Raw genomic sequence first — 19,107 nt, 5'->3', positions numbered from 1 at the left:
CGCCATGAAATTTGGTTCTAGCGCGGCTTAAACTGCCGCAGCGCCGCCTACGATTTCGGAAATTTCCTGGGTGATCGCAGCCTGACGCGCCTTGTTGTAAATCAGCGTCAGCTCACCAATCACCTTGTTCGCGTTATCCGACGCGCTCTTCATCGCGACCATGCGCGCCGCATGCTCGCTGGCCAGGTTTTCCAACACGCCCTGATACACGATCGACTCGATGTAGCGACCCATCACGTGCTCGAGCACGGTGGCGGCATCGGGTTCGTAGATGTAATCCCAGTCGTGCTGGTGCTGGAGCTTGAGGCCCGCCACCGGGTAATCCGGCGAAGGTGACGCCTCGCTGGCCGCGATACCCAGTTCCTCGGCAACCACGTTCAGCGGCAACAGTGCGTGCACGGCCGGCTTTTGCACCATGGTGTTGACGAAGTCGTTGTGGGCCAGGAACACGCGGTCGACGTTGCCCGCCAGGTAGCCGTCCAGCGCAATCTTGATCACGCCCACCAGATGATCGAGCTTTGGCTTCTCACCGAGATGGCTGACGCTGCCGATCAGGTTGATGCCCTTGATGCGACGGAAGAACTGGATCGCCTTCTGGCCGATCGCCACCACGTCCACTTCGACGCCCTTGTCCTGCCACTCGCGGATGGCCGGCAACAGGCGACGGAACAGGTTGGAATTCAGGCCACCGCACAGGCCGCGATCGGTGGTGATGACCACATAGCCCACGCGCTTGACGGTCTCGCGCTCCTGCAGGAACGGATGACTGAACTCAGTGTTGGCCTGGGCCACATGCGCGATGACCTTGCGCATGGCGCGCGCATAGGGGCGCGAGGCCTTCATCAGATCCTGCGCCTTGCGGATCTTCGAGGCCGAGACCATTTCGAGCGCGCGCGTCACCTTGCGCATGTTCTGCGTGCTCTTGATCTTGGTTTTGATTTCGCGTCCGCTTGCCACGTTTGCCTCAACCTGTTGGGTGATTGCGATCCCGGTCCGTTCGGCCGGAGTGCTGTACAGCCGCGCAACTGGCGGCTGTACACCCGTTATTGCTTACCAGCTACCGGTCTTCTTGTACTCGTCCAGCGAGGACTTGAAGACGCCTTCGATCTCGTTGTTCCAGTCACCGGTGGCGACGATCTTCTTCATCAGCTCGCCATGGTTCTGGTGCATGAAGGCATGCAGGCCCTTCTCGAACGGCAGCACCTTGTTGACCGCCAGGTCATCGAGGTAGCCCTTCTCGGCCGCGTACACCGACAGCGCCAGCTCGGCGATCGACAGCGGGGCGTACTGCGCCTGCTTCATCAGCTCGGTCACGCGCTGACCGCGGTCGAGCTGGGCGCGGGTGGCCGGATCCAGATCCGAAGCGAACTGCGCAAACGCTGCCAGCTCACGGAACTGCGCCAGCGCCAGCTTCACGCCGCCGGACAGCTTCTTGACGATCTTGGTCTGCGCGGCACCACCGACGCGGGACACCGAGATACCGGCGTTCACGGCCGGACGGATGCCCGAATTGAACAGGTCGGTTTCCAGGAAGATCTGGCCGTCGGTGATCGAGATCACGTTGGTCGGCACGAACGCAGACACGTCGCCAGCCTGCGTTTCGATGATCGGCAGCGCGGTCAGCGAACCGGTCTTGCCCTTCACTTCGCCGTTGGTGAACTTCTCGACGTATTCCTCGGAGACGCGGGAAGCGCGCTCGAGCAGACGCGAGTGCAAATAGAACACGTCACCCGGATAGGCTTCGCGGCCCGGCGGGCGCTTCAGCAGCAGCGAGATCTGGCGGTAGGCCACGGCCTGCTTGGACAGATCGTCATAGATGATCAGCGCGTCTTGGCCACGGTCACGGAAGTATTCGCCCATGGTGCAGCCGGAGTACGGTGCGATGTACTGCAGCGCTGCCGACTCGGAAGCCGAGGCGACGACCACGATGGTGTTGGCCAGCGCGCCGTTCTCTTCGAGCTTGCGCACGACGTTGGCGATCGACGAACGCTTCTGGCCGATGGCGACGTAGATGCACTTAATGCCGGAGTCTTTCTGGTTGATGATCGCGTCGATCGCCAGCGCGGTCTTGCCGGTCTGACGGTCACCGATGATCAGCTCACGCTGGCCACGGCCGATCGGGATCATTGAGTCGACCGACTTGTAACCGGTCTGCACCGGCTCGTCGACCGACTTACGCCAGATCACGCCCGGGGCAACCTTCTCGATCGGCGAGCTGAGCTTCGCATCGATTGGGCCCTTGCCGTCGATCGGGTTGCCCAGCGCATCGACGACGCGGCCGAGCAGCTCGGTGCCGATCGGCACTTCAAGGATGCGGCCGGTGGTCTTGGCAACGTCGCCTTCGCGCAGGTGCTGGTACTCGCCCAGCACCACGGCGCCCACCGAGTCACGCTCGAGGTTCAGCGCCACTGCAAAGGAGTTGCCCGGCAGTTCGATCATTTCGCCCTGCATCACGTCGGCCAGGCCGTGGATGCGCACGATGCCGTCGGACACGCTGATGATGGTGCCTTCGTTGCGAGCTTCCGCGCCGAGCTTGAACTGCTCGATGCGGCTCTTGATCAGTTCACTGATCTCGGACGGGTTCAAAGTGGTGCTGGACATGGTCGGTATCCCGAAATTTTAGAAATTCAGTGCGTCAGCGCGCTGGACAAGCGCGCCAGACGTCCACGAGCAGAGCCGTCGATCACTTCGCTACCAGTGTCGATCACCACGCCGCCAAGCAGCGTCGCGTCGACCTTGGTCTCCAGTTCGATTTCGCGCTTGAAGCGGCGCTTCAACGACGCCTTCAGCTGTTCGGCCTGGGCGGCATCCAACGCGAACGCGCTGGTCACCTTGACCAGCAGCTGCGACTCCGATTCACGCTTGTACTGCTCGAACAAGGCGGCGGCCTCCGGCAGCAAGGCCATCCGGCGATGCTCCGCCAGCTCGCCCAGGAACTGAGCGAACGGCGCGTCGGCACTCATGCCTTGCGGCAGATGCAGCGCCACCAGCTGTTCCGGCTTCACGCGCGGATCGTTGCCGAAGCCGGCCACACGCGGGTCCTTCGCCACTTCCGCGGCGAAAGCCAGCGCCTGCGACCATGCGCTAAGCGAACCGGCCTCGTGGGCCAGTTCGAAGGCAGCACGCGCATACGGGCGGGCGAGGGTGATTGCCTGGGCCATGACTTAGATCTCGGCCACGAGCTGGTCGAGCATGGCCTTGTGGGCCGTGGCATCGACTTCGCGCTGCACGATCTTCTCCGCGCCCTGGATGGCCAGACGGCCAACCCAGCCACGCAGTTCTTCGCGCGCACGCTGCTGCATGCTAACGAGATCGTCGGCGGCGGCGGCCTTCAGGCGGTTGGCCTCGGTCGTGGCTTCGGCGCGAGCCTTGTCCACGATCTGGTTGGCATGCTGCTGGGCACGCTCGATGATCTCGTTGGCCTGCTGGCGAGCCACCTTGATCTCCGCCTCGACCTTGCGGTCGGCGTCCCTCAGCTCGGCGTGCGCGCGCTCTGCGGCATTGAAGCCCTCGGCAATCTTGATCTGCCGTTCCTCAATCGCCTTGTTGATATGCGGCCAAATGAAGTGGACGCAGAACCAGATCAGGATGGCGAACGAAAGCATTTCGCCAATCAAGGTCGCGTTGAAATCCATCGCTGCGTTACCTGTAGTTGCTGTGTATTACGAGCAAGTACGCCGAAGCGTCGTTGCGGAAATGCGGCGCCGCCGAAGCGGCGCCATGAACCGACGGATTAGTGACCAGCTGCAGCCGTGGCAGCGCTCATCACGTTCGACAGCAGCGGGTTCGCCACGGCGAAGTACATCGCCAGCGCCACACCGATCAGGAACGCCGCGTCGATCAGGCCGGCGAGCAGGAACATGCGGCCCTGCAGCAGCGGCACGAGTTCCGGCTGACGGGCAGCGGCCTCGAGGAACTTCGAACCCATGACGCCGATACCGATACAGGCACCGAGTGCACCGAGACCGATGATCAGACCCAGCGCGATGGCGGTGAAGGACTGCACTTGAGCAATATGAGCGATGAGTTCCACGACGGTCTCCTGAGAAATTTAAACTGAAAAGTCAAAAAGGTTGAAACGAATAATTCGAACGCACGAATCAGTGGTGATCGTGCGCCATCGAGATGTAGACGATCGTCAGCACCATGAAAATGAAGGCCTGAATGCCGATGATCAGGATGTGGAACACGCCCCACACCGTGTAACCGATGATGCCGGCGCCAAACAGCGCCCAGCCAGCCAGGCCGGCGCCGGCACTGAACAGGCCGGCGATCAGCATGAACACCAGCTCGCCTGCGTACATGTTGCCGAACAGTCGCATCGCCAGGCTCACCGGCTTGGACAGCAGTTCGACGACGTTGAGCAGGAAATTGGGAATCCACAGCGCCGGATGCTTGCCGAACGGCGCGGTGAACAGCTCGTGCATATAGCCGTTGAAACCCTTCGCCTTGAAGCTGTAGAAGATGATCAACACGAACACGGTCAGCGACATCGCGAACGTCATGTTGATGTCGGCGGTCGGCACGGAGCGGAAATGACCGACGCCGAGTTTCCCGAAGATCCAGGGCAGCAGATCCACCGGCAGCAGATCCATCGCGTTCATCAGAAACACCCAGACGAAGACGGTCAGCGCCAGCGGCCCGAGAAAACGGCGGTCGCCATGGAACACGTCCTTGACCTGGCCATCGACGAATTCGAGCACCAGCTCGACGAACGCCTGGCCCTTGCCCGGCACACCTGCGGTGGCCTTGCGCGCCATCAGCCAGAACAGCAGGCAGAAGACCGCGCCAAGCACCAACGACACTGCGACCGAGTCGATATGCACAGCCCAGAAGCCATCCGGACTCGTGTGCGGACGCAGGTGGGTCAGATGATGCTGAATGTATTCGGTCAGGCCGCCCGACTCGCTTGCCATGTCTCAACCCTTGAATCTGAACGCCAGCAAATAAACTGCGTAAGCAGCCGCTAACCCCGTGATGGCGGCCAGCGGCGGCAACTTGAATTTAAACAGGATCACGACCAGCCCTCCGACGATCACGACCCATTTAAGGAGCATGCCTGTCAGCAATCGGCTCAACGCCATACCAGCCCCGTTCAACCCGCTGAAGAAGCGTGCTGACAGCAGCGCGGTACCCAGCGCCACTATCGTTGCACCGGCAGCGGCCGATATCGCTTCACGACGACCCAGCGTCAGGAAAACGAGGCCGGCCAGCACCGCTACAGCAAGCTGCAGCCACACGATGCGCAAGGCGAGACGTCGACCGGAGACAAGACTGTTGAGCACGTAACGCCCCCGCGCGGTTTACACGAGGCGGCACCGATACAGCTACGCGCCATGTTCCAATTCGTAAGAGTATATCAGCGCGTCGATTGGAGCGACAAGTCGCGCCACGCGCGGCATTTTGTCAAACGTCGTCTTGTTCACATTGCGACGTCTAGGGCGGCGCCCAAAGAAAAGGGCCGGACATGAGTCCGGCCCTGAGACGCAACTGGGGGGAAGAAGTGTTGCGTCGATAAAACGTGATTACTTGCCTGCAGCGGCTTTCTTGACGGCGGCCACCGGCGCCGCAACGGCGTCGTTGGCTGCCTGCTGCTGCTCCTGCACGAGTGCATTGAGCGACTCGGCGGTCTTCTGGGTCACAGCAATGATTTCTTGCGTCACAGCCACGGCGCGCTCGGCGTTCTCGCGGCTGACGGCGGTGCCCTTCTCCCACAGAACACGCAGGCCATCGGCATCGCGGGTCTCGAAAGCTTCGGTGATGAAGGTGGAGGTGACTTCCGCCTGCTTTTCGAGCGCCTTCATCTGCAGCTCGGCGACCTTTTCCAGACCCTTGAGCGCCAGGGACTGCGCCTTGAAGGCACTGTCAGCCAGCTGTTTGGCGTAAGCAAAAATCTGGGAATTGAGTTGCTGCGTCATGACTTGGTCCCTCGACGGGAGTTTGGGTAGTGGGCGTAGCCTACCAAGCCATTTGTTGCAATGCAATATATTTTTTATGTCAGAACTACCGTGTCACGAAAAATTCAATGAATTCGCCACTTTAAGACGAACCCATGAAATTTTGCGACGCGTCAAAAGCTGTCACGGCTACTACTGGCGCCCGACGTGCAGGTCTCGTGCACGACCACTTTGTCCAGGCCAGGCAAACGCGGCTCCAGGCGCGTGAAGATCCAGCGCGCCAGCATTTCGCTGGTCGGGTTCTCCAGCCCCTCGATGTCGTTGAGGTAGTGATGATCGAGCTGGTCATACAGCGGCGCGAAGGCTGTCTTCACGTCAGCAAAATCCATGACCCAGCCGAGCGACGGATCCGGCTCGCCCGCTACGTGAATCTCGATACGGAAGGAATGCCCGTGCAGTCGCGCGCACTTGTGGCCCAACGGCACATTCGGGAGTCGATGGGCCGCTTCGATGTGGAAGACTTTGAAGATATGCATAGCGCCATTCTACCGCTTGCGGCACGTCGCTTCCGAGGCACGCCGCCCGCCGTGGCTCTTCACACGCCCAAGAGCGATGGTTATCCACACATGCGTTGCACGTCGGGTTGACGTGCACGCTGGCTTAAATGGGCGTCCGGAGGCGGGGGTCGTCGGCACGCGGGGAACTGAAGGCAACCAACGGCCCTACTGCGTGTCACCCACGACCACACCTCGCAATCTCTTGAAGATCGATGCGTGACCGAGTCCTCCTTGCCTAGAGGGTAGGGCGATGTGCAGGTTGTGGAAGGCCGCTACCGTCGCTGCACTGACGACGGCCATCGTTCCAGGCTTGGCCGCGGCTGCCGATGGCGGCCCGGAGCTTCTTTTGCGTGGCCGTCCCGTCGCTGCCTACGCCGGCCCAGCAACGAATGCTCGCGCCGATTCATGGGACACCGGTCTGGCAAGCGCAGCGAACGGGGTGACGCCCGTCGCCGCCCCAGGTGCCGTCCGCATGGCGACGGCGATGAGCGAGGCCTGGGCGTTTCCCACCGCCGGCCGCAGCGACTGGAGCCGGGACGTCGGGCGATGGAGCTTCGCTTCGGTGACGACGTCTTACAACGGGTCGCCCGATGCGTTCAACCTCCAGAGCGCAAGCCTGCCGAGCAGCACGAGCTTCGGGGCCAATGGCGAGGCGGCGATCGCCCGCACGCAGCTCCTTGCCGGTTACCGCATCACCCCGAACGACCGCATCGCGGTGTCGTATGGCGTGACCGCGACCACCAGCAACCTCCAGAACAGCCGGCGTAGCAAGGCCGCGTACAACTTCTGGACCCTCACGCCGAAGGTGGCCTACATCAAGACCCTGGCCAGCGGTGAAGGGGATGCCTCCACGATCGTCGCCGTCGGTTGGTTCTCGCGCAAGACCAATGCGATCTACCAGAACAGTGCGGTGGGTCGCATCGAGACTGTGGTGATGCGACAAAGCACGGGCGGCTGGGGCGTCGGTGGGGTGGCCGCCGCGATCGAACACTACTCGCGAGATCCCAACACACCCAGCTACGGCATGCCGCGCAACCCGAGCTTCGATGGCGTGGGGCTCGGCGTGGGGCCACAGATCAACTGGAACACCAGGTGGCGGGGCGGAAACATCGAATTTCGCTATCGCTGGATCTACGAGTTCAATGGCCCCGGCGGACACGCAAGCCAGCCCATGCTGCTGTCGGCCACCGTGCATTTGTAGCCGTTACGAAGGCCGCGAGACCCGCCGTGCAGCAGAAGCTGGCCATCCTGGCGTCTCAAAAGCATGCCTTCCCTGGCCGTCGACTCGATCTCAGGCGGGCGGCGCTCACTCCGCGTGGTCCGTGTGATCGCCCAGGATCATCACGTTGAGTTCGCGCCTTTTCCAGAACACGTGATGGACACGCGGACGCAATTTCTCCAGCGCCGATTCCGTGACGCCAATGTAGGTCAGCAGGACGGCAGGCCGCGAACCGTCGCCGGGCACCTGCTCGATGCGGTCATAGGCCGGAAAACCGTACTTGTCGAGGAAGGCTGCAACCTCCTCTTCGGACGTGCCCGGTTCGATATTGCCAAGCAGTAAGCGGGTCATGAACGCCCTCCCGAAACAACCGTCCTCTGCAGCGCTGGCACCATCGCCCGCGTCCGTCAGAATTTTTCGTCGATGAAGCGGTATGGATAATCCGGCTCGCGGTAATCACCGCGTTTCTCGCGCTTGGGCAGGACCACTTTTTCGCGCGGCACTTCCTTGTACGGAATGCGGTTGAGCAGGTCGTTGATGATGTTGAGACGGGCGCGGCGCTTATCGTTGGAGTTGACCACCAGCCACGGCGCAAATTCCGTGTCGGTGGCGCGGAACATGGCGTCGCGTGCGCGCGAGTAGTCGTACCAGCGGCCATAGGACTTCAGGTCCATCGACGACAGCTTCCAGATCTTGCGCCCATCGTCGATGCGCCCCTGCAAACGCCGCGTCTGCTCGGCTTCATCGACCTCCAGCCAATACTTGAGCAGGGTGAGGCCCGAAGCGACCATGCCGCGCTCCACCAGCGGCGCCACGTGCAGGAAGCTCTCAACCTGTTCGTCGGTGCAAAAGCCCATCACACGCTCGACGCCCGCCCGGTTGTACCAGCTGCGATCGAAAATCACGATCTCGCCCGCCGCCGGCAAATGGGGCAGGTAGCGCTGGATATACATCTGGCTCTTCTCGCGATCGGTGGGTGCTGGCAGCGCAACCACTCGGAACACGCGCGGACTCACCCGCTCGGTGATGGCCTTGATGGCGCCACCCTTGCCTGCGCCGTCACGCCCTTCGAAAACGATGCAAATCTTGGAACCCTGCTTTTGCACCCAGCCTTGCAGCTTCACCAGTTCGACATGCAGCTTCTGCAGCTCGTTCTGATAGTCCTTGTTCTTGAGTTTCGTCCGCTCGGCGGGCTCGTCTCCCTTGGCTGCCTTTTTGTCCTTTGCCATCGCATCGCCCTCATGTTCGCCCTGGACCTGGCATGCAAACGAACCTTCCCGTCGACGGCCATTAAGCTCGCCGTCGTTGGCACGAAGGAGCGGCGGCGGCCGCACCAGCCTTGCTTTGTCCGTCAAACTTATCGCCGCGGCCATGAAGATCTCGTCACGCAGTGCATGCGATTCACATTCCTATGCACGGCAGATTGACGCGCGTGGTGTCTAAATACGCGCCTGAAAGCGCACCTAGTCGTCGCGACGGAAGGTTTCGTGCCGACAGCTCCACGACTTTCATGATGCCGGCAGCCGCCGACGACTAGCCCCGCGCTCTCCGCGTAGTCAATGACTGACTAAATGCTCTTCTTGGGGGGCATGGCGATGAGTCCGCTATTCCGTACCGCCACCGTATCGCTGGTGGCGCTGATCTGGTCGGTGCCGGTGCTCGCTGGAGGCGGGGGCGCGGACCCCCAGGCCACCGGCTCACAGGGCACATCGTCTGCGCGACTGGGGCAAAGCGGCCCGGACTGGGCGGGGCATCCCGGCACGATGTCTGATGCGGGCATGCCGGCGCCCCTCACACCGGTCCCGGACGCTGTTCAGGCCGCTACAGAGTTCGGCGAAACGTGGACGTTCCCTGAAATGAGCGACATGCATGCATGGGGCGCAGGGCACGGACGATGGAGCATTGCATCGCTGGCTAGCTCTGCCTATGCAACCCCACTGCCTCCCGGCGTCGAATCGGATGCGCTCGGTGTCAATCCAACCAATGCCAACTACGCAGCCAGCTTTGTCCCGGTCGTAGCCAGCTATCACATCAGCCAGACCGACCGCATCGCCATTTCGCTGGGCATGGCCTCGACCTCACACGGCTATCAATACGGGCGCCCCAACAGTACTGCCATGGACGTCTGGAGCATCCGGCCCCGAGTGGCCTACACCCGGGTCTTTCCGGGCTCCGACGTCGAATCTTCCACCGTTTTCGCGATGGGTGTGTTCTCGCAAAAATCCAACGCGATGTATCAGAACGGCTTCATCGGACGCTTTGAGACGATGCTGATGAAACGAACGTCGAATGGCTGGGCCGTTGGCGGCGTCGCTGCGGCCATCGAAACGCCCAACTCCGACCCTGGCAGCATGCCGGGCCGAGGCGCGAACTACGAGGCAAACAATGGGCTTGCGATGGGCGTCGGTCCCCAGGTTTCCTGGGCCCACCGATGGATGGGCAGCAATATCGAGCTTCGCTCGCGATGGATTTACGAATTCCGCGGCCCCAACGGGCATACGGACCAGCCGATCATGCTGACGGCCACGCTGCGCCCCTGAGAACACGTCGATTGAGTGATGATGACCATCGGTGCGATGGTGGCGGGCGCCCTCGTATGGCTGCCCACACATTCGGCCTTTGACGTGCTCCGGATGTCCGCCCGCGACCCGCAACGAAGCTGACTGAGGGGTGTGAGGACGCGCCAGGAAACTCATGGACGTGAGCCGCCGCATGCATCTGTTGGTATCAACAAAGGACAAGGCATGAACGGCTGGCAGCGTTGGCTACCCGGACTGCGCATCGCCCGCCAATACCAGGCGGCGTGGCTGCCACATGACCTGATGGCCGGCCTGGTGCTGACCACGATGCTGATCCCTGTCGGCATTGCCTACGCCGTGGCGTCGGGTGTCCCGGGGATCTATGGCCTCTATGCCACCATCGTTCCCCTCATCGCCTACGCGCTGTTTGGCCCTAGCCGCATTCTGGTGCTGGGGCCGGATTCCTCGCTAGCCGCGGTGATTCTTGCGGTCGTGCTGCCTCTCTCTGCCGGCGATCCGATGCGCGCCGTGGCTGTGGCGAGCCTAATGGCGATCGTGTCGGGGTTGGTGTGCATCCTGATCGGGGTCATGCGCCTGGGATTTGTCACCGAGCTGTTGTCCAAGCCGATTCGCTACGGCTACATGAACGGCATCGCGCTCACGGTACTCATCAGCCAGCTGCCCAAGCTGCTCGGCTTTTCCATCGATAGTGCGGGGCCGCTGCGCAACCTCGTACGAATCACCCAAGCCATCCTCGGCGGCCAGGCCAACTGGACGGCGTTCGCGATCGGCATCGGTACGCTGCTGGTCATCCTGCTGCTCAAGCGCTGGCAGCGAATTCCCGGGCTCCTGATTGCAGTCGTGGCCGCCACGATCGTGGTCGGTGCATTTGGCCTGGATCACAGCGCGGGGGTTAAGGTGCTCGGTCCGCTGCCGCAGGGCCTGCCATCTTTCGCACTGCCGTGGATCGGCCTGGCCGACCTCGGCCAGGTGCTGATCGGCGGCTGCGCCGTCGCCATGGTGGCGTTCGCCGACACGAGCGTCCTGTCGCGCACGTACGCGGCCAGGACCCACGTCGCCGTCGATCCGAACCAGGAGATGATCGGCCTCGGTGCTGCGAATCTGGCGGCTGGGCTGTTCCAGGGATTCCCGATCAGCAGCAGCTCCTCGCGCACACCGGTCGCCGAAGCCGCGGGCGCGAAGACCCAGCTAACCGGTGTGGTTGGTGCCTTGGCGGTGGCCCTGTTGCTGCTGGTGGCACCGAACCTGCTGGAGCACCTGCCGAGCAGCGCGCTGGCGGCCGTGGTGATCGCCTCGGCGATCGGCCTGTTCGAGTTCAGTGACCTTCGCCGCATCTTGCGCATTCAGCCGTGGGAGTTCTGGCTCTCGATGGCCTGCTTCGTCGGTGTCGCGATGCTGGGAGTGATTCCCGGCATTGGCATCGCGATCGGCCTCGCGATCATTGAATTTCTTTGGGACGGCTGGCGGCCGCACTACGCCGTTATGGGTCGTGTCGACGGCATCCGGGGCTACCACGACATCAAGCGCTATCCCGAGGCGCGGCTCATTCCTGGCCTGGTGCTGTTCCGCTGGGATGCCCCCCTCTTCTTTGCCAATGCCGAGTTGTTCCACCAACGCGTGCTCGAGGCCGTGGCGCAATCGCCGACGCCGGTGCGGCGGATCACCGTGGCTGCCGAGCCGGTCACCAGCATCGACGTGACCTCGGCGGACATGCTTGCCGAACTGGAACAGTCACTGCGCGAGTCCGGCGTCGAGCTGCGGTTCGCGGAGATGAAGGACCCGGTCAAACAAAAACTGAAGCGCTTCGACTTGCTGGAGCGATTCGGTGCGCTCTATCCCACCATCGGTGCCGCGGTCGACGCCTACCTCGAGGAGCATGCGGTGGACTGGAAAGCCTGAAGAAAACGAAACCGGGCTCACCACGGCTTACGATCTGGAGCGTCTACCGACGTCGGCGCGAGCAGACTGATTGGCCGCTACTTCTGCCAAGGCCGTGCGGGCTTCCGCCACGATCTCGGTGAAGCGCGTGGTGACAGCGTCCTTCTGCACCGGTTCGATGGATGGCCCGAGCGCATCGCGGACCACCGCTTCGACCATCGCCTGCGCCTTTCGCCATTGCGGCATGAGCGGCGCGGCGGTCAATTCGCGGACGTGCGCTGCAGCAGCCAGGAAGCGCGCGGCCCGCTTTACGTCGCCACGCTCGCTCAGCAAATAAGCGGCGCCTTCCACGCAGCCGGCCACGCCGCGCCAGTCCTCGAGTTCGACGAAGGCTTCGATGGTAGCCAGCCAGTCCCCGGCCGCGCCGGGCATTTGGCCCAGGTAGTAGCGCTGCAAGGCCCGGTTGATCAGGACGTATGCCTGCTGATACACGCCATGGCCCGGCGTCGACACCGCATCGAAAGCTTCGGCGAGGCAAGCCTCCGCCTCGCGGTGCTGCTCACCCAGTGCGAAGGCCATGCCGCGCCCCATAAGCGCCATCGAGCGTAGCCACGCGTCGCCCTGAACATCCGCGATGACCTGCGCTGATGCCGCACAGGCCTCCGCGCCGGCGATATCTCCGGACGTCGCCAACTCAAACGCCAGTACGGCCCGGCCGGCACCCGCCAGGCCCGACTCCCCCAGCTGCTCGGCCAACGCGATGCCGTCGCGCAGCAGTGCCTGCGCGCGCTCGTGCACCTGTAACTGGTGTTGCATGACGCCGCAAGCAATCAGTGCCTGCGCCCGCTGCCGCGTCAGTGCCGGCTCCAGGCGCAGCGCCTGGTCGAGCCAGCGCACGGCCTCGCCGTAGTCGGCGCCCATCCTGAAGTACCAACACAGGTTGCCGCTCAGGGCCAGCGCCATCTCGACGCGATCCCGTCGCGACACGGCATAGTCGAAGGCAGCGTGCAGATCGGCCCATTCGTGCCTGACCCGATCGCACCACAACTGCTCGTGCTCGCCGCGTATTTCCGCGTCGACACGTTCGGCAAGACGCACGAAATGCGCCAGATGCGCGTCGCGCACGCGTTCCACATCGCCGTTCTCGGCAAGTTTCTCCAGGGCGTAGAGCCTCACGCTGTCGAGCAGGCGATAGTGCGGCGGCAGCGTAGCGGTGTTGACGACCAGCAAGGACTTGTCGACTAGCCCACCCAACGCATCCACCACCTGTTCGTCATAGAGACCGAACACCGCGCCGACCGCGTTGGCGCCGCCCAGCGTGCATGGACCAATGAAGACACTGAGGCCGCCAAGCAGCGAGCACTCGCGCCCGGACAACAACGCAAAGCTCCAGTCGATGAGCGCGCGCAACGTCTGGTGGCGGGCGGGCCAGCTGGGACAGCCCTCGGCGATATTCAGCAAATGGACGTCCATGCGCTGCAGCAACTGTTCGGGGCTGAGCAGGCGTAGCCGTGCCGCCGCAATCTCCAAGGCCAGAGGCAATCCATCCAGGCGACGGCAGATCTCAGCGACCGTGGCCGCATTGGCCAGCGTCAGCGCAAAGCCCGATGCAAACGCACGCGAGCGCGTCAGCAGCAGCTTCACCGAAGGCACCTCGGACAGGCGGGCGACATCCTCGTCCGTGTTCCATTCGCCCACCGGCGGTACATCCAGCGGCGGGAGCCAGTAGAGCGTTTCCCCCTGGCAGTTCAGGCGGTGCTGGCTGGTGACCAGCACGCGCGGATCCACGCTTGCCGCCAGCAAGGCCTCGATCGCCGCGCCTAACGGCGCGGCGATGCGTTCGCAGTTGTCGAACACCAGCAGCACGTGACGCGTCCGCAGCAGGGCGCCAAGACGTGTCATCAATTCGTCCATACCCGCCGTGAGGCGTATATCAAACAGGCCGGCCAGCCAGCGTGCGAGCCCCTCACCGTCGGATTGCGCCGTGCAGTCGAATAACCACACGCCGTCCAGAAAATCCCGGGTGACGCTCCGCGCCACTTCCAAGGCGGCCTGCGTCTTGCCGATGCCACCCGCTCCAGCCACCGTCACCAGGCGGCCATCCTGCAGCAGGTGGCCGAGCTGGGTGATGTCGTCGTCGCGTCCGATCAACGGGTCGGCCCGTTGCGGCAGGCGGGCACGAGCCGGCGGCACGAAGCTCAGCGCCGGTGCGGGCTCCTCCGCCTGCTCCGCTTGCTGCTCACTGAGCGGCGCGATGAAGCGGTAGCCCAGGCCGTGCACGGTCTGGATATAACGCGGCTGTTCGGCGTCGTCCGCCATCGCCCTTCGCAGATGCGCAATGACGCGGCTGAGTGTAGAAGGCGTGACGAAGTTGTGCCCCCACACGGCGTCCAGCAGGTCGTCACGGCCGATCAACTGGCCTGGATGCGCAAGCAGCTTCAGCAACACGGCAAAAGCTTTCGGCTCCACGGTAATTTCACGTCCATCGCGCGTCACCCGATGGGCCCACGCGTCGACGACCACGTTCGCAAAGGCGAACGCCGGGGGTTTCTCCTGATCTTCCGGCTGCTTTTCTGGCTGCTTTTCGTTCGCCATGCCCCAGCGCGCCCCATCCGGACCTGGTTATGGCAATCCGTGCCGAGTCGCGTCTCGAGAATGCGTTACCGATTCATCAAGACGCTGCACCCCTGAACACACAGCTTATACCCCGACGGGCACCATTACGCTGCCTCGTCCAGGCCGAGAGTGTCTTTACTTTTGACCATGGTGTTCTTCAATGGCCCGCGGGATCCGATCCAGTGGAAAGGCGAGGTGCAGGCCATGGCGGTGTACGCGAAGGTGCGGCGATTTCGGGTCCGCCCTGGTCAACTATCAATGAGCAGCGATGGTCAGTTTTCCACGAGCGCCAACAGGCTATCGACTGGTCCAGTGGATTCCGTGGCCCTTGTCGAATTGACCAAGGCTCCTCGCCAGCCTGCGCAATCCTACTTTTCGAGAACTCTTGGCCGATGGAATCGCCATGCTCCACTTGCGTGCGACACGGGCCTGTCGCGCCAAAGCACCCAAATTGCGCCCGATGGCTTCGACCGACGGGCTGGCGAATTCGAATTCTTGACGCTTCATAGCTCTTATATGACCCATTAAGCCGCCAATAGCTCATTTATGAGCCTTTGCGCGCCCTGTCCACCCGTGTCAACTCAGCTGGTGTTCTATCGCACCGGACCCGGCAGCTTGTCGGCAAGTCGTGAATGGTCTTGATAGCCGTCCAAAAGGAAAGGGCCGGAGTAGCCGGCCCTTTCCTTTTTCAACACCAAGAAGTCATTGCTTCTGCGGCGGTGTTTCCTTCAGACCACGATTAAGCAGCATCGGTTCGATGCTCGGATCCTTGCCACGCCAGTTCCTGTACATCGTGGCGAGGTCCTGCGTGTTGCCCTGCGAAAGAATCATCGCGCGGAAGCGGTCGCCGTTCTCCCGTGTCAGGCCGCCCTTGTCGACGAAGCCCTGGAAGGCATCATCGGCGAGCATTTCCGTCCACAGGTAGGCGTAGTAACCCGCGGCATAGCCACCACCCCAGATGTGCGAGAAATAGCTGGAGCGATAGCGCGGCGGCACATAGCTCAGGTTGATCTTGGCCTTGGTGAGCGCGTCCATCTCGAACCTGTTCGGGTCCTGTTTCGGCGCATCGGCCGACAGGCTGTGCCAGCTCATGTCCAGCAACGCGGCCGAGAGCAACTCGGTCATGTCGTAGCCTTTGTTGAAGGTCTTGGCCTTCTTGATCTTCTCGACCAGTTCCTGCGGCATCGGCTCGCCGGTCTTATAGTTCTTCGCGAAGTTGGCAAAGATCTTCGGATCGGTGGCCCAGTGCTCGTTGAACTGCGACGGGAACTCCACGAAATCGCGCGCCGTTGCCGAACCCGAAAGACTCGGATACTCGGAATTCGCGAACATGCCATGCAGGCCATGACCGAACTCGTGGAACATGGTGATGACGTCGTCAAACGACAGCAGCGCTGGCTGGCCCGGCGCGGGCTTGGTGAAGTTGGCGACGTTGAACACCACCGGCTTGGTGCCCATCAGCTTGGACTGCGCCACCAGGTTGCTCATCCAGGCGCCGCCGTTCTTGTTGTCGCGCTTGAAGTAGTCGGCGTAGAACAGCGCCATGGAGGTGCCATCCTTGTCGAATACTTCGAACACGCGTACGTCAGGCTGCCAGACGGGGATGTCTTTGCGCTCCTTGAAGGTCAGACCGTAGAGCTGGTTGGCTGCGTAAAACACGCCGTTCTGCAGCACGTTGTCCAGCTCGAAGTACGGTTTGATCTGCGATTCGTCAAGATCGAACTTGGCCTTGCGGACTTGCTCGGCGTAGTGATTCCAGTCCCACGCCTCAACCTTGAAGTCGCCCTTCTGCTGGTCGATCACGTCCTGGATATCTTGCGCCTCGCGCCCGGCACGCGCGGTGGCAGGCGGGGCCAACTTGTCCATGAAGGTGAGCGCCGTTTCCGGCGTCTTGGCCATCTGGTCTTCCAGCTTCCATGCGGCATAACTTGAGAAGCCCAGCAGTTTAGCCTGCTCGGCGCGAATCTGCGCGATGCGGGAAATCAGCTCACGCGTGTCATTGTCGTCGCCCTTTTCCGCTCGATTCCACGACGCCTTGAACAGCTGCTCGCGTGTGGCGCGGTCGTTGAGGTTCTGCAACGCCGGCTGCTGCGTGGTGTTCTGCAGTGGGATTACCCACTTGCCGTCCATCTTGCGACTGGCTGCAGCCTGCGAAGCGGCGGCGATGTCGCCATCGGACAGCCCATCGAGCGTGGCTTTTTCGTCCACCACCAGCGCACCGGCCTTGGTGCCAGCCAGCAGCTTTTTCGTGAACTGAGCGCGCAGGCCGGACTCTTCCTTGTTGAGGTCCTTGAGCTTGGTCTTGTCGGCATCGGAAAGTTTTGCGCCGCCGCGCACGAAGTTCTTGTAGGTGACTTCCACCAGGCGCTTGGATTCCGGATCGAGCTTGAGCGAATCGCGGTGACTGTAGATCGTCTCGATGCGTTTGAAGAGCTTATCATTCAGGACGATGGCGTCCTGATGCTCCGCAAACCTGGGCGCTTCATCCTGCTGCACTTTCTGCAGTACGTCGTTGGTGTTGGCACCCGTCACCGCGAAGAAAGCACGGCGAACGCGGGACAGCAGCTGACCCGACTTCTCCATCGGGATGAAGGTGTTCTCGAAGGTGGGCGCATCCGGGTTGTCGGCGATCTTGTTGATCTCCTCCAGGTGCTGCTTCATGCCCTCCTCTAGCGCTGGCTGGTAGTCGCCATCCTTGATCTTGTCGAACGGCGGTGCCTCGAACGGCAGCGTGCTGGGGGAGAGGAACGGGTTTACGGCACTGACCTCGGCGGCCGGCGCCGCCGTGGATGCCTTGGCTGGCGTGGTGCCGGCGGCAGCGGGAGCGGGCGGCGCAGCCTGTTCGTTCGATTGCTGCGAACAGGCGGCCAGCGCAATGGACGTGGCTATGACAAGCGTACGAAGGCGTAGCATCAGGAATTCCCCAGTGAACTGCACAAACCTCGACCTAACCACACCTTGCCCCGCCTGCCATGGGTCGAAAGTCAGGCACGCACCCACTCAGCCGCTTGCTGCCGCCGCCCTCATCAACCATTCGCGAAAAGCCGCGATTTGGGCAGCGAGGAACTTTCGGCCCGATAGACCAGGTAATGAGCCGGTTGTGGCGCCAGCTTCACCTTCGGAATCAACAGGATGAGCCGGCCGGCGGATACGTCGTCAATGGCCAGGACTCTGCGCGCGAGCACCACGCCGCGGCCATCGGTGGCCGCCTGCAAGACCGCCGCAGAATTGTTGACACGCTCGCACATTTGGCGAACTGGCAGCTGAGATCTGCTTCGGATTGCGGATTCAGCCGGTCGTTGCGACACACTGAAGACTGCGCGAGCAGCAGGAGTGTTGCAACGACCGGCTGAATCCGCAGTCGAAAGCCGACCTCAGCTATTTCTTGCCAACGATCTAATCTCGGAACGGCGCCCACGGTCTCGGATTGCTGGGTCAGCTTGGCCATGGGGCCAACTGCATCCTGCAGGATACTTCACGAGGACTTCGACGCTGCGCCATGAGGAACTGTCACTTCAGGCACATGCCAGCATGACCGAACGGTAGGGACCGCTCGGTCATGCGGTCTGTATCAGTCGAAGAGCGATGGCCCCGTGCCAAACACATTTCCACCAACATCAATCATCGAGCCACCAATCATCGGAAGCCCGCTAGCGGGATTCACTAGCGGCCCCTCAAACGTACCTGTATGCATATCAAATCCAGGCGACGCCAGATCGGGCGACAAGTAACCAATCGGTGAGACATTCGGTTTGCTGACGCGCTGCCCGAAAGACACCGCCGCCTCCATTGCCAAATTGAGGAGCCGCGCCCCATGGGGCCCTGGAGAGTCGGATTCTTCCGTGGGCGCACTGCTGGGCGGCGACACATAGCGAATGGCCAAAGGAATTTGGCGGTGCTGGTAGAGCGCATCCACGTCGTGACCTTCGCCTCGCCATTGGCGGTCATTGAGCATCCGTTGCGTGACCTGCGCAGGCAGGAGGGGTCGATGACCTCGCTTCATGAGCGCCATGGCGTCTCCCTGACCTATTGCTTTCAGCGTCCCGAGAGGGTCACCCGCGAATGCCTGAAATGACCGGTCAAATTTACTGACGTATGCAGCCTCATAGATCTCCATGAGGGTAAATCCCTCGATCGTTGCAATCACGGACCATCTCCTTTGCTTGGCGGTTGGTCCAACTCAAGTACACCCGATCGAAGGTTGCGCAAGTAGTCGATTGGCTCCTTCTGGAGCCAACCGATCTAACGATGCGTGCCTGTCCATGCGGGACAGTCGATCCTTTTGCGTCATCGCTTAGGACATGGGTCATCCGCGATCTGACACCGTAACGGTCCTGCGAGGACCGTGTCGCGCAGGACCTTCCACAAGGTGGCGTCCTCATATCGAAATCCGGCACGGC

Annotated in this window: 18 protein-coding genes; 3 read left to right on the top strand and 15 right to left on the bottom strand. The window is 62.3% G+C overall.

What is annotated here, in order from left to right; genetic code table 11:
- Window positions 1–27: 27 nt before the first annotated feature.
- The 9 genes from atpG to queD all read right to left on the bottom strand — a co-directional run bounded on the left by atpG (window position 28) and on the right by queD (window position 6,433).
- Window positions 28–957: a F0F1 ATP synthase subunit gamma gene (atpG, locus tag OUZ30_RS00715; protein ID WP_266180236.1), complete on the bottom strand. Its 930-nt coding sequence runs from the start codon at window positions 955–957 to the stop codon at window positions 28–30.
- A gap of 93 nt (window positions 958–1,050) precedes the next feature.
- The gene (gene atpA / locus OUZ30_RS00710; protein ID WP_266180235.1) at window positions 1,051–2,601 is read right to left on the bottom strand and encodes a F0F1 ATP synthase subunit alpha; all 1,551 of its coding nucleotides are present in this window, start codon (window positions 2,599–2,601) and stop codon (window positions 1,051–1,053) included.
- A 26-nt stretch (window positions 2,602–2,627) separates the two neighbouring features.
- Window positions 2,628–3,161: a F0F1 ATP synthase subunit delta gene (locus tag OUZ30_RS00705; protein ID WP_266180234.1), complete on the bottom strand. Its 534-nt coding sequence runs from the start codon at window positions 3,159–3,161 to the stop codon at window positions 2,628–2,630.
- 3 nt (window positions 3,162–3,164) lie between these two features.
- Window positions 3,165–3,635 carry a F0F1 ATP synthase subunit B gene (locus OUZ30_RS00700; protein ID WP_266180233.1) on the bottom strand — a complete coding sequence of 157 codons (471 nt, stop codon included), beginning with the start codon at window positions 3,633–3,635 and terminating at the stop codon, window positions 3,165–3,167.
- 98 nt (window positions 3,636–3,733) lie between these two features.
- Window positions 3,734–4,033, bottom strand: a complete 300-nt coding sequence (gene atpE, locus OUZ30_RS00695; RefSeq protein WP_108471844.1) for a F0F1 ATP synthase subunit C — start codon at window positions 4,031–4,033, stop codon at window positions 3,734–3,736.
- 67 nt (window positions 4,034–4,100) lie between these two features.
- Window positions 4,101–4,916, bottom strand: coding sequence for a F0F1 ATP synthase subunit A (atpB, locus tag OUZ30_RS00690; RefSeq protein WP_266180232.1), 816 nt, complete (start codon window positions 4,914–4,916; stop codon window positions 4,101–4,103).
- 3 nt (window positions 4,917–4,919) lie between these two features.
- Window positions 4,920–5,285 carry a hypothetical protein gene (locus OUZ30_RS00685; RefSeq protein ID WP_266180231.1) on the bottom strand — a complete coding sequence of 122 codons (366 nt, stop codon included), beginning with the start codon at window positions 5,283–5,285 and terminating at the stop codon, window positions 4,920–4,922.
- Between the two features lie 240 nt (window positions 5,286–5,525).
- On the bottom strand, window positions 5,526–5,918 hold the full coding sequence (locus tag OUZ30_RS00680) for a phasin family protein (RefSeq protein WP_266180230.1): 393 nt from the start codon (window positions 5,916–5,918) through the stop codon (window positions 5,526–5,528).
- Between the two features lie 152 nt (window positions 5,919–6,070).
- A complete protein-coding gene (gene queD, locus OUZ30_RS00675; protein WP_266180229.1) occupies window positions 6,071–6,433 on the bottom strand; it encodes a 6-carboxytetrahydropterin synthase QueD in 363 nt (120 codons plus the stop codon).
- 271 nt (window positions 6,434–6,704) lie between these two features.
- Between queD and OUZ30_RS00670 the strand changes: the two genes are divergently transcribed.
- Window positions 6,705–7,655 (top strand): hypothetical protein, encoded by a 951-nt coding sequence (locus OUZ30_RS00670; RefSeq protein WP_266180228.1) that lies wholly within the window; start codon window positions 6,705–6,707, stop codon window positions 7,653–7,655.
- Between the two features lie 105 nt (window positions 7,656–7,760).
- Here OUZ30_RS00670 and OUZ30_RS00665 read toward each other — a convergent pair whose 3' ends face one another.
- Window positions 7,761–8,024, bottom strand: coding sequence for a hypothetical protein (locus OUZ30_RS00665; protein ID WP_266180227.1), 264 nt, complete (start codon window positions 8,022–8,024; stop codon window positions 7,761–7,763).
- A gap of 56 nt (window positions 8,025–8,080) precedes the next feature.
- Complete coding sequence (gene ppk2, locus OUZ30_RS00660) at window positions 8,081–8,902, bottom strand: polyphosphate kinase 2 (protein ID WP_266180226.1); 822 nt, start codon at window positions 8,900–8,902, stop codon at window positions 8,081–8,083.
- A gap of 360 nt (window positions 8,903–9,262) precedes the next feature.
- Between ppk2 and OUZ30_RS00655 the strand changes: the two genes are divergently transcribed.
- Both OUZ30_RS00655 and OUZ30_RS00650 read left to right on the top strand, forming a co-directional pair.
- Window positions 9,263–10,213 carry a transporter gene (locus tag OUZ30_RS00655; protein ID WP_266180225.1) on the top strand — a complete coding sequence of 317 codons (951 nt, stop codon included), beginning with the start codon at window positions 9,263–9,265 and terminating at the stop codon, window positions 10,211–10,213.
- A gap of 204 nt (window positions 10,214–10,417) precedes the next feature.
- Window positions 10,418–12,112 (top strand): SulP family inorganic anion transporter, encoded by a 1,695-nt coding sequence (locus OUZ30_RS00650; RefSeq protein ID WP_266180224.1) that lies wholly within the window; start codon window positions 10,418–10,420, stop codon window positions 12,110–12,112.
- A gap of 27 nt (window positions 12,113–12,139) precedes the next feature.
- Here the strand turns inward: OUZ30_RS00650 and OUZ30_RS00645 are convergent, their stop codons facing one another.
- The 4 genes from OUZ30_RS00645 to OUZ30_RS00630 all read right to left on the bottom strand — a co-directional run bounded on the left by OUZ30_RS00645 (window position 12,140) and on the right by OUZ30_RS00630 (window position 18,854).
- A complete protein-coding gene (locus OUZ30_RS00645; protein ID WP_266180223.1) occupies window positions 12,140–14,686 on the bottom strand; it encodes an ATP-binding protein in 2,547 nt (848 codons plus the stop codon).
- A 723-nt stretch (window positions 14,687–15,409) separates the two neighbouring features.
- The gene (gene dcp, locus OUZ30_RS00640) at window positions 15,410–17,620 is read right to left on the bottom strand and encodes a peptidyl-dipeptidase Dcp (protein WP_266180221.1); all 2,211 of its coding nucleotides are present in this window, start codon (window positions 17,618–17,620) and stop codon (window positions 15,410–15,412) included.
- A 113-nt stretch (window positions 17,621–17,733) separates the two neighbouring features.
- Window positions 17,734–17,955 (bottom strand): LysR substrate-binding domain-containing protein, encoded by a 222-nt coding sequence (locus OUZ30_RS00635; protein WP_266180220.1) that lies wholly within the window; start codon window positions 17,953–17,955, stop codon window positions 17,734–17,736.
- A gap of 323 nt (window positions 17,956–18,278) precedes the next feature.
- Entirely contained in the window at window positions 18,279–18,854 is a 576-nt protein-coding gene (locus tag OUZ30_RS00630; RefSeq protein WP_266180218.1) for a hypothetical protein, read from the bottom strand.
- Window positions 18,855–19,107: the final 253 nt, after the last annotated feature.

Origin of the sequence: Dyella humicola (genome assembly GCF_026283945.1) — a bacterium.
Taxonomy (GTDB): domain Bacteria; phylum Pseudomonadota; class Gammaproteobacteria; order Xanthomonadales; family Rhodanobacteraceae; genus Dyella; species Dyella humicola.
The sequence above is the reverse complement of the archived record's forward strand: the minus strand, read 5'-3'. Positions and strand labels throughout refer to the sequence as shown.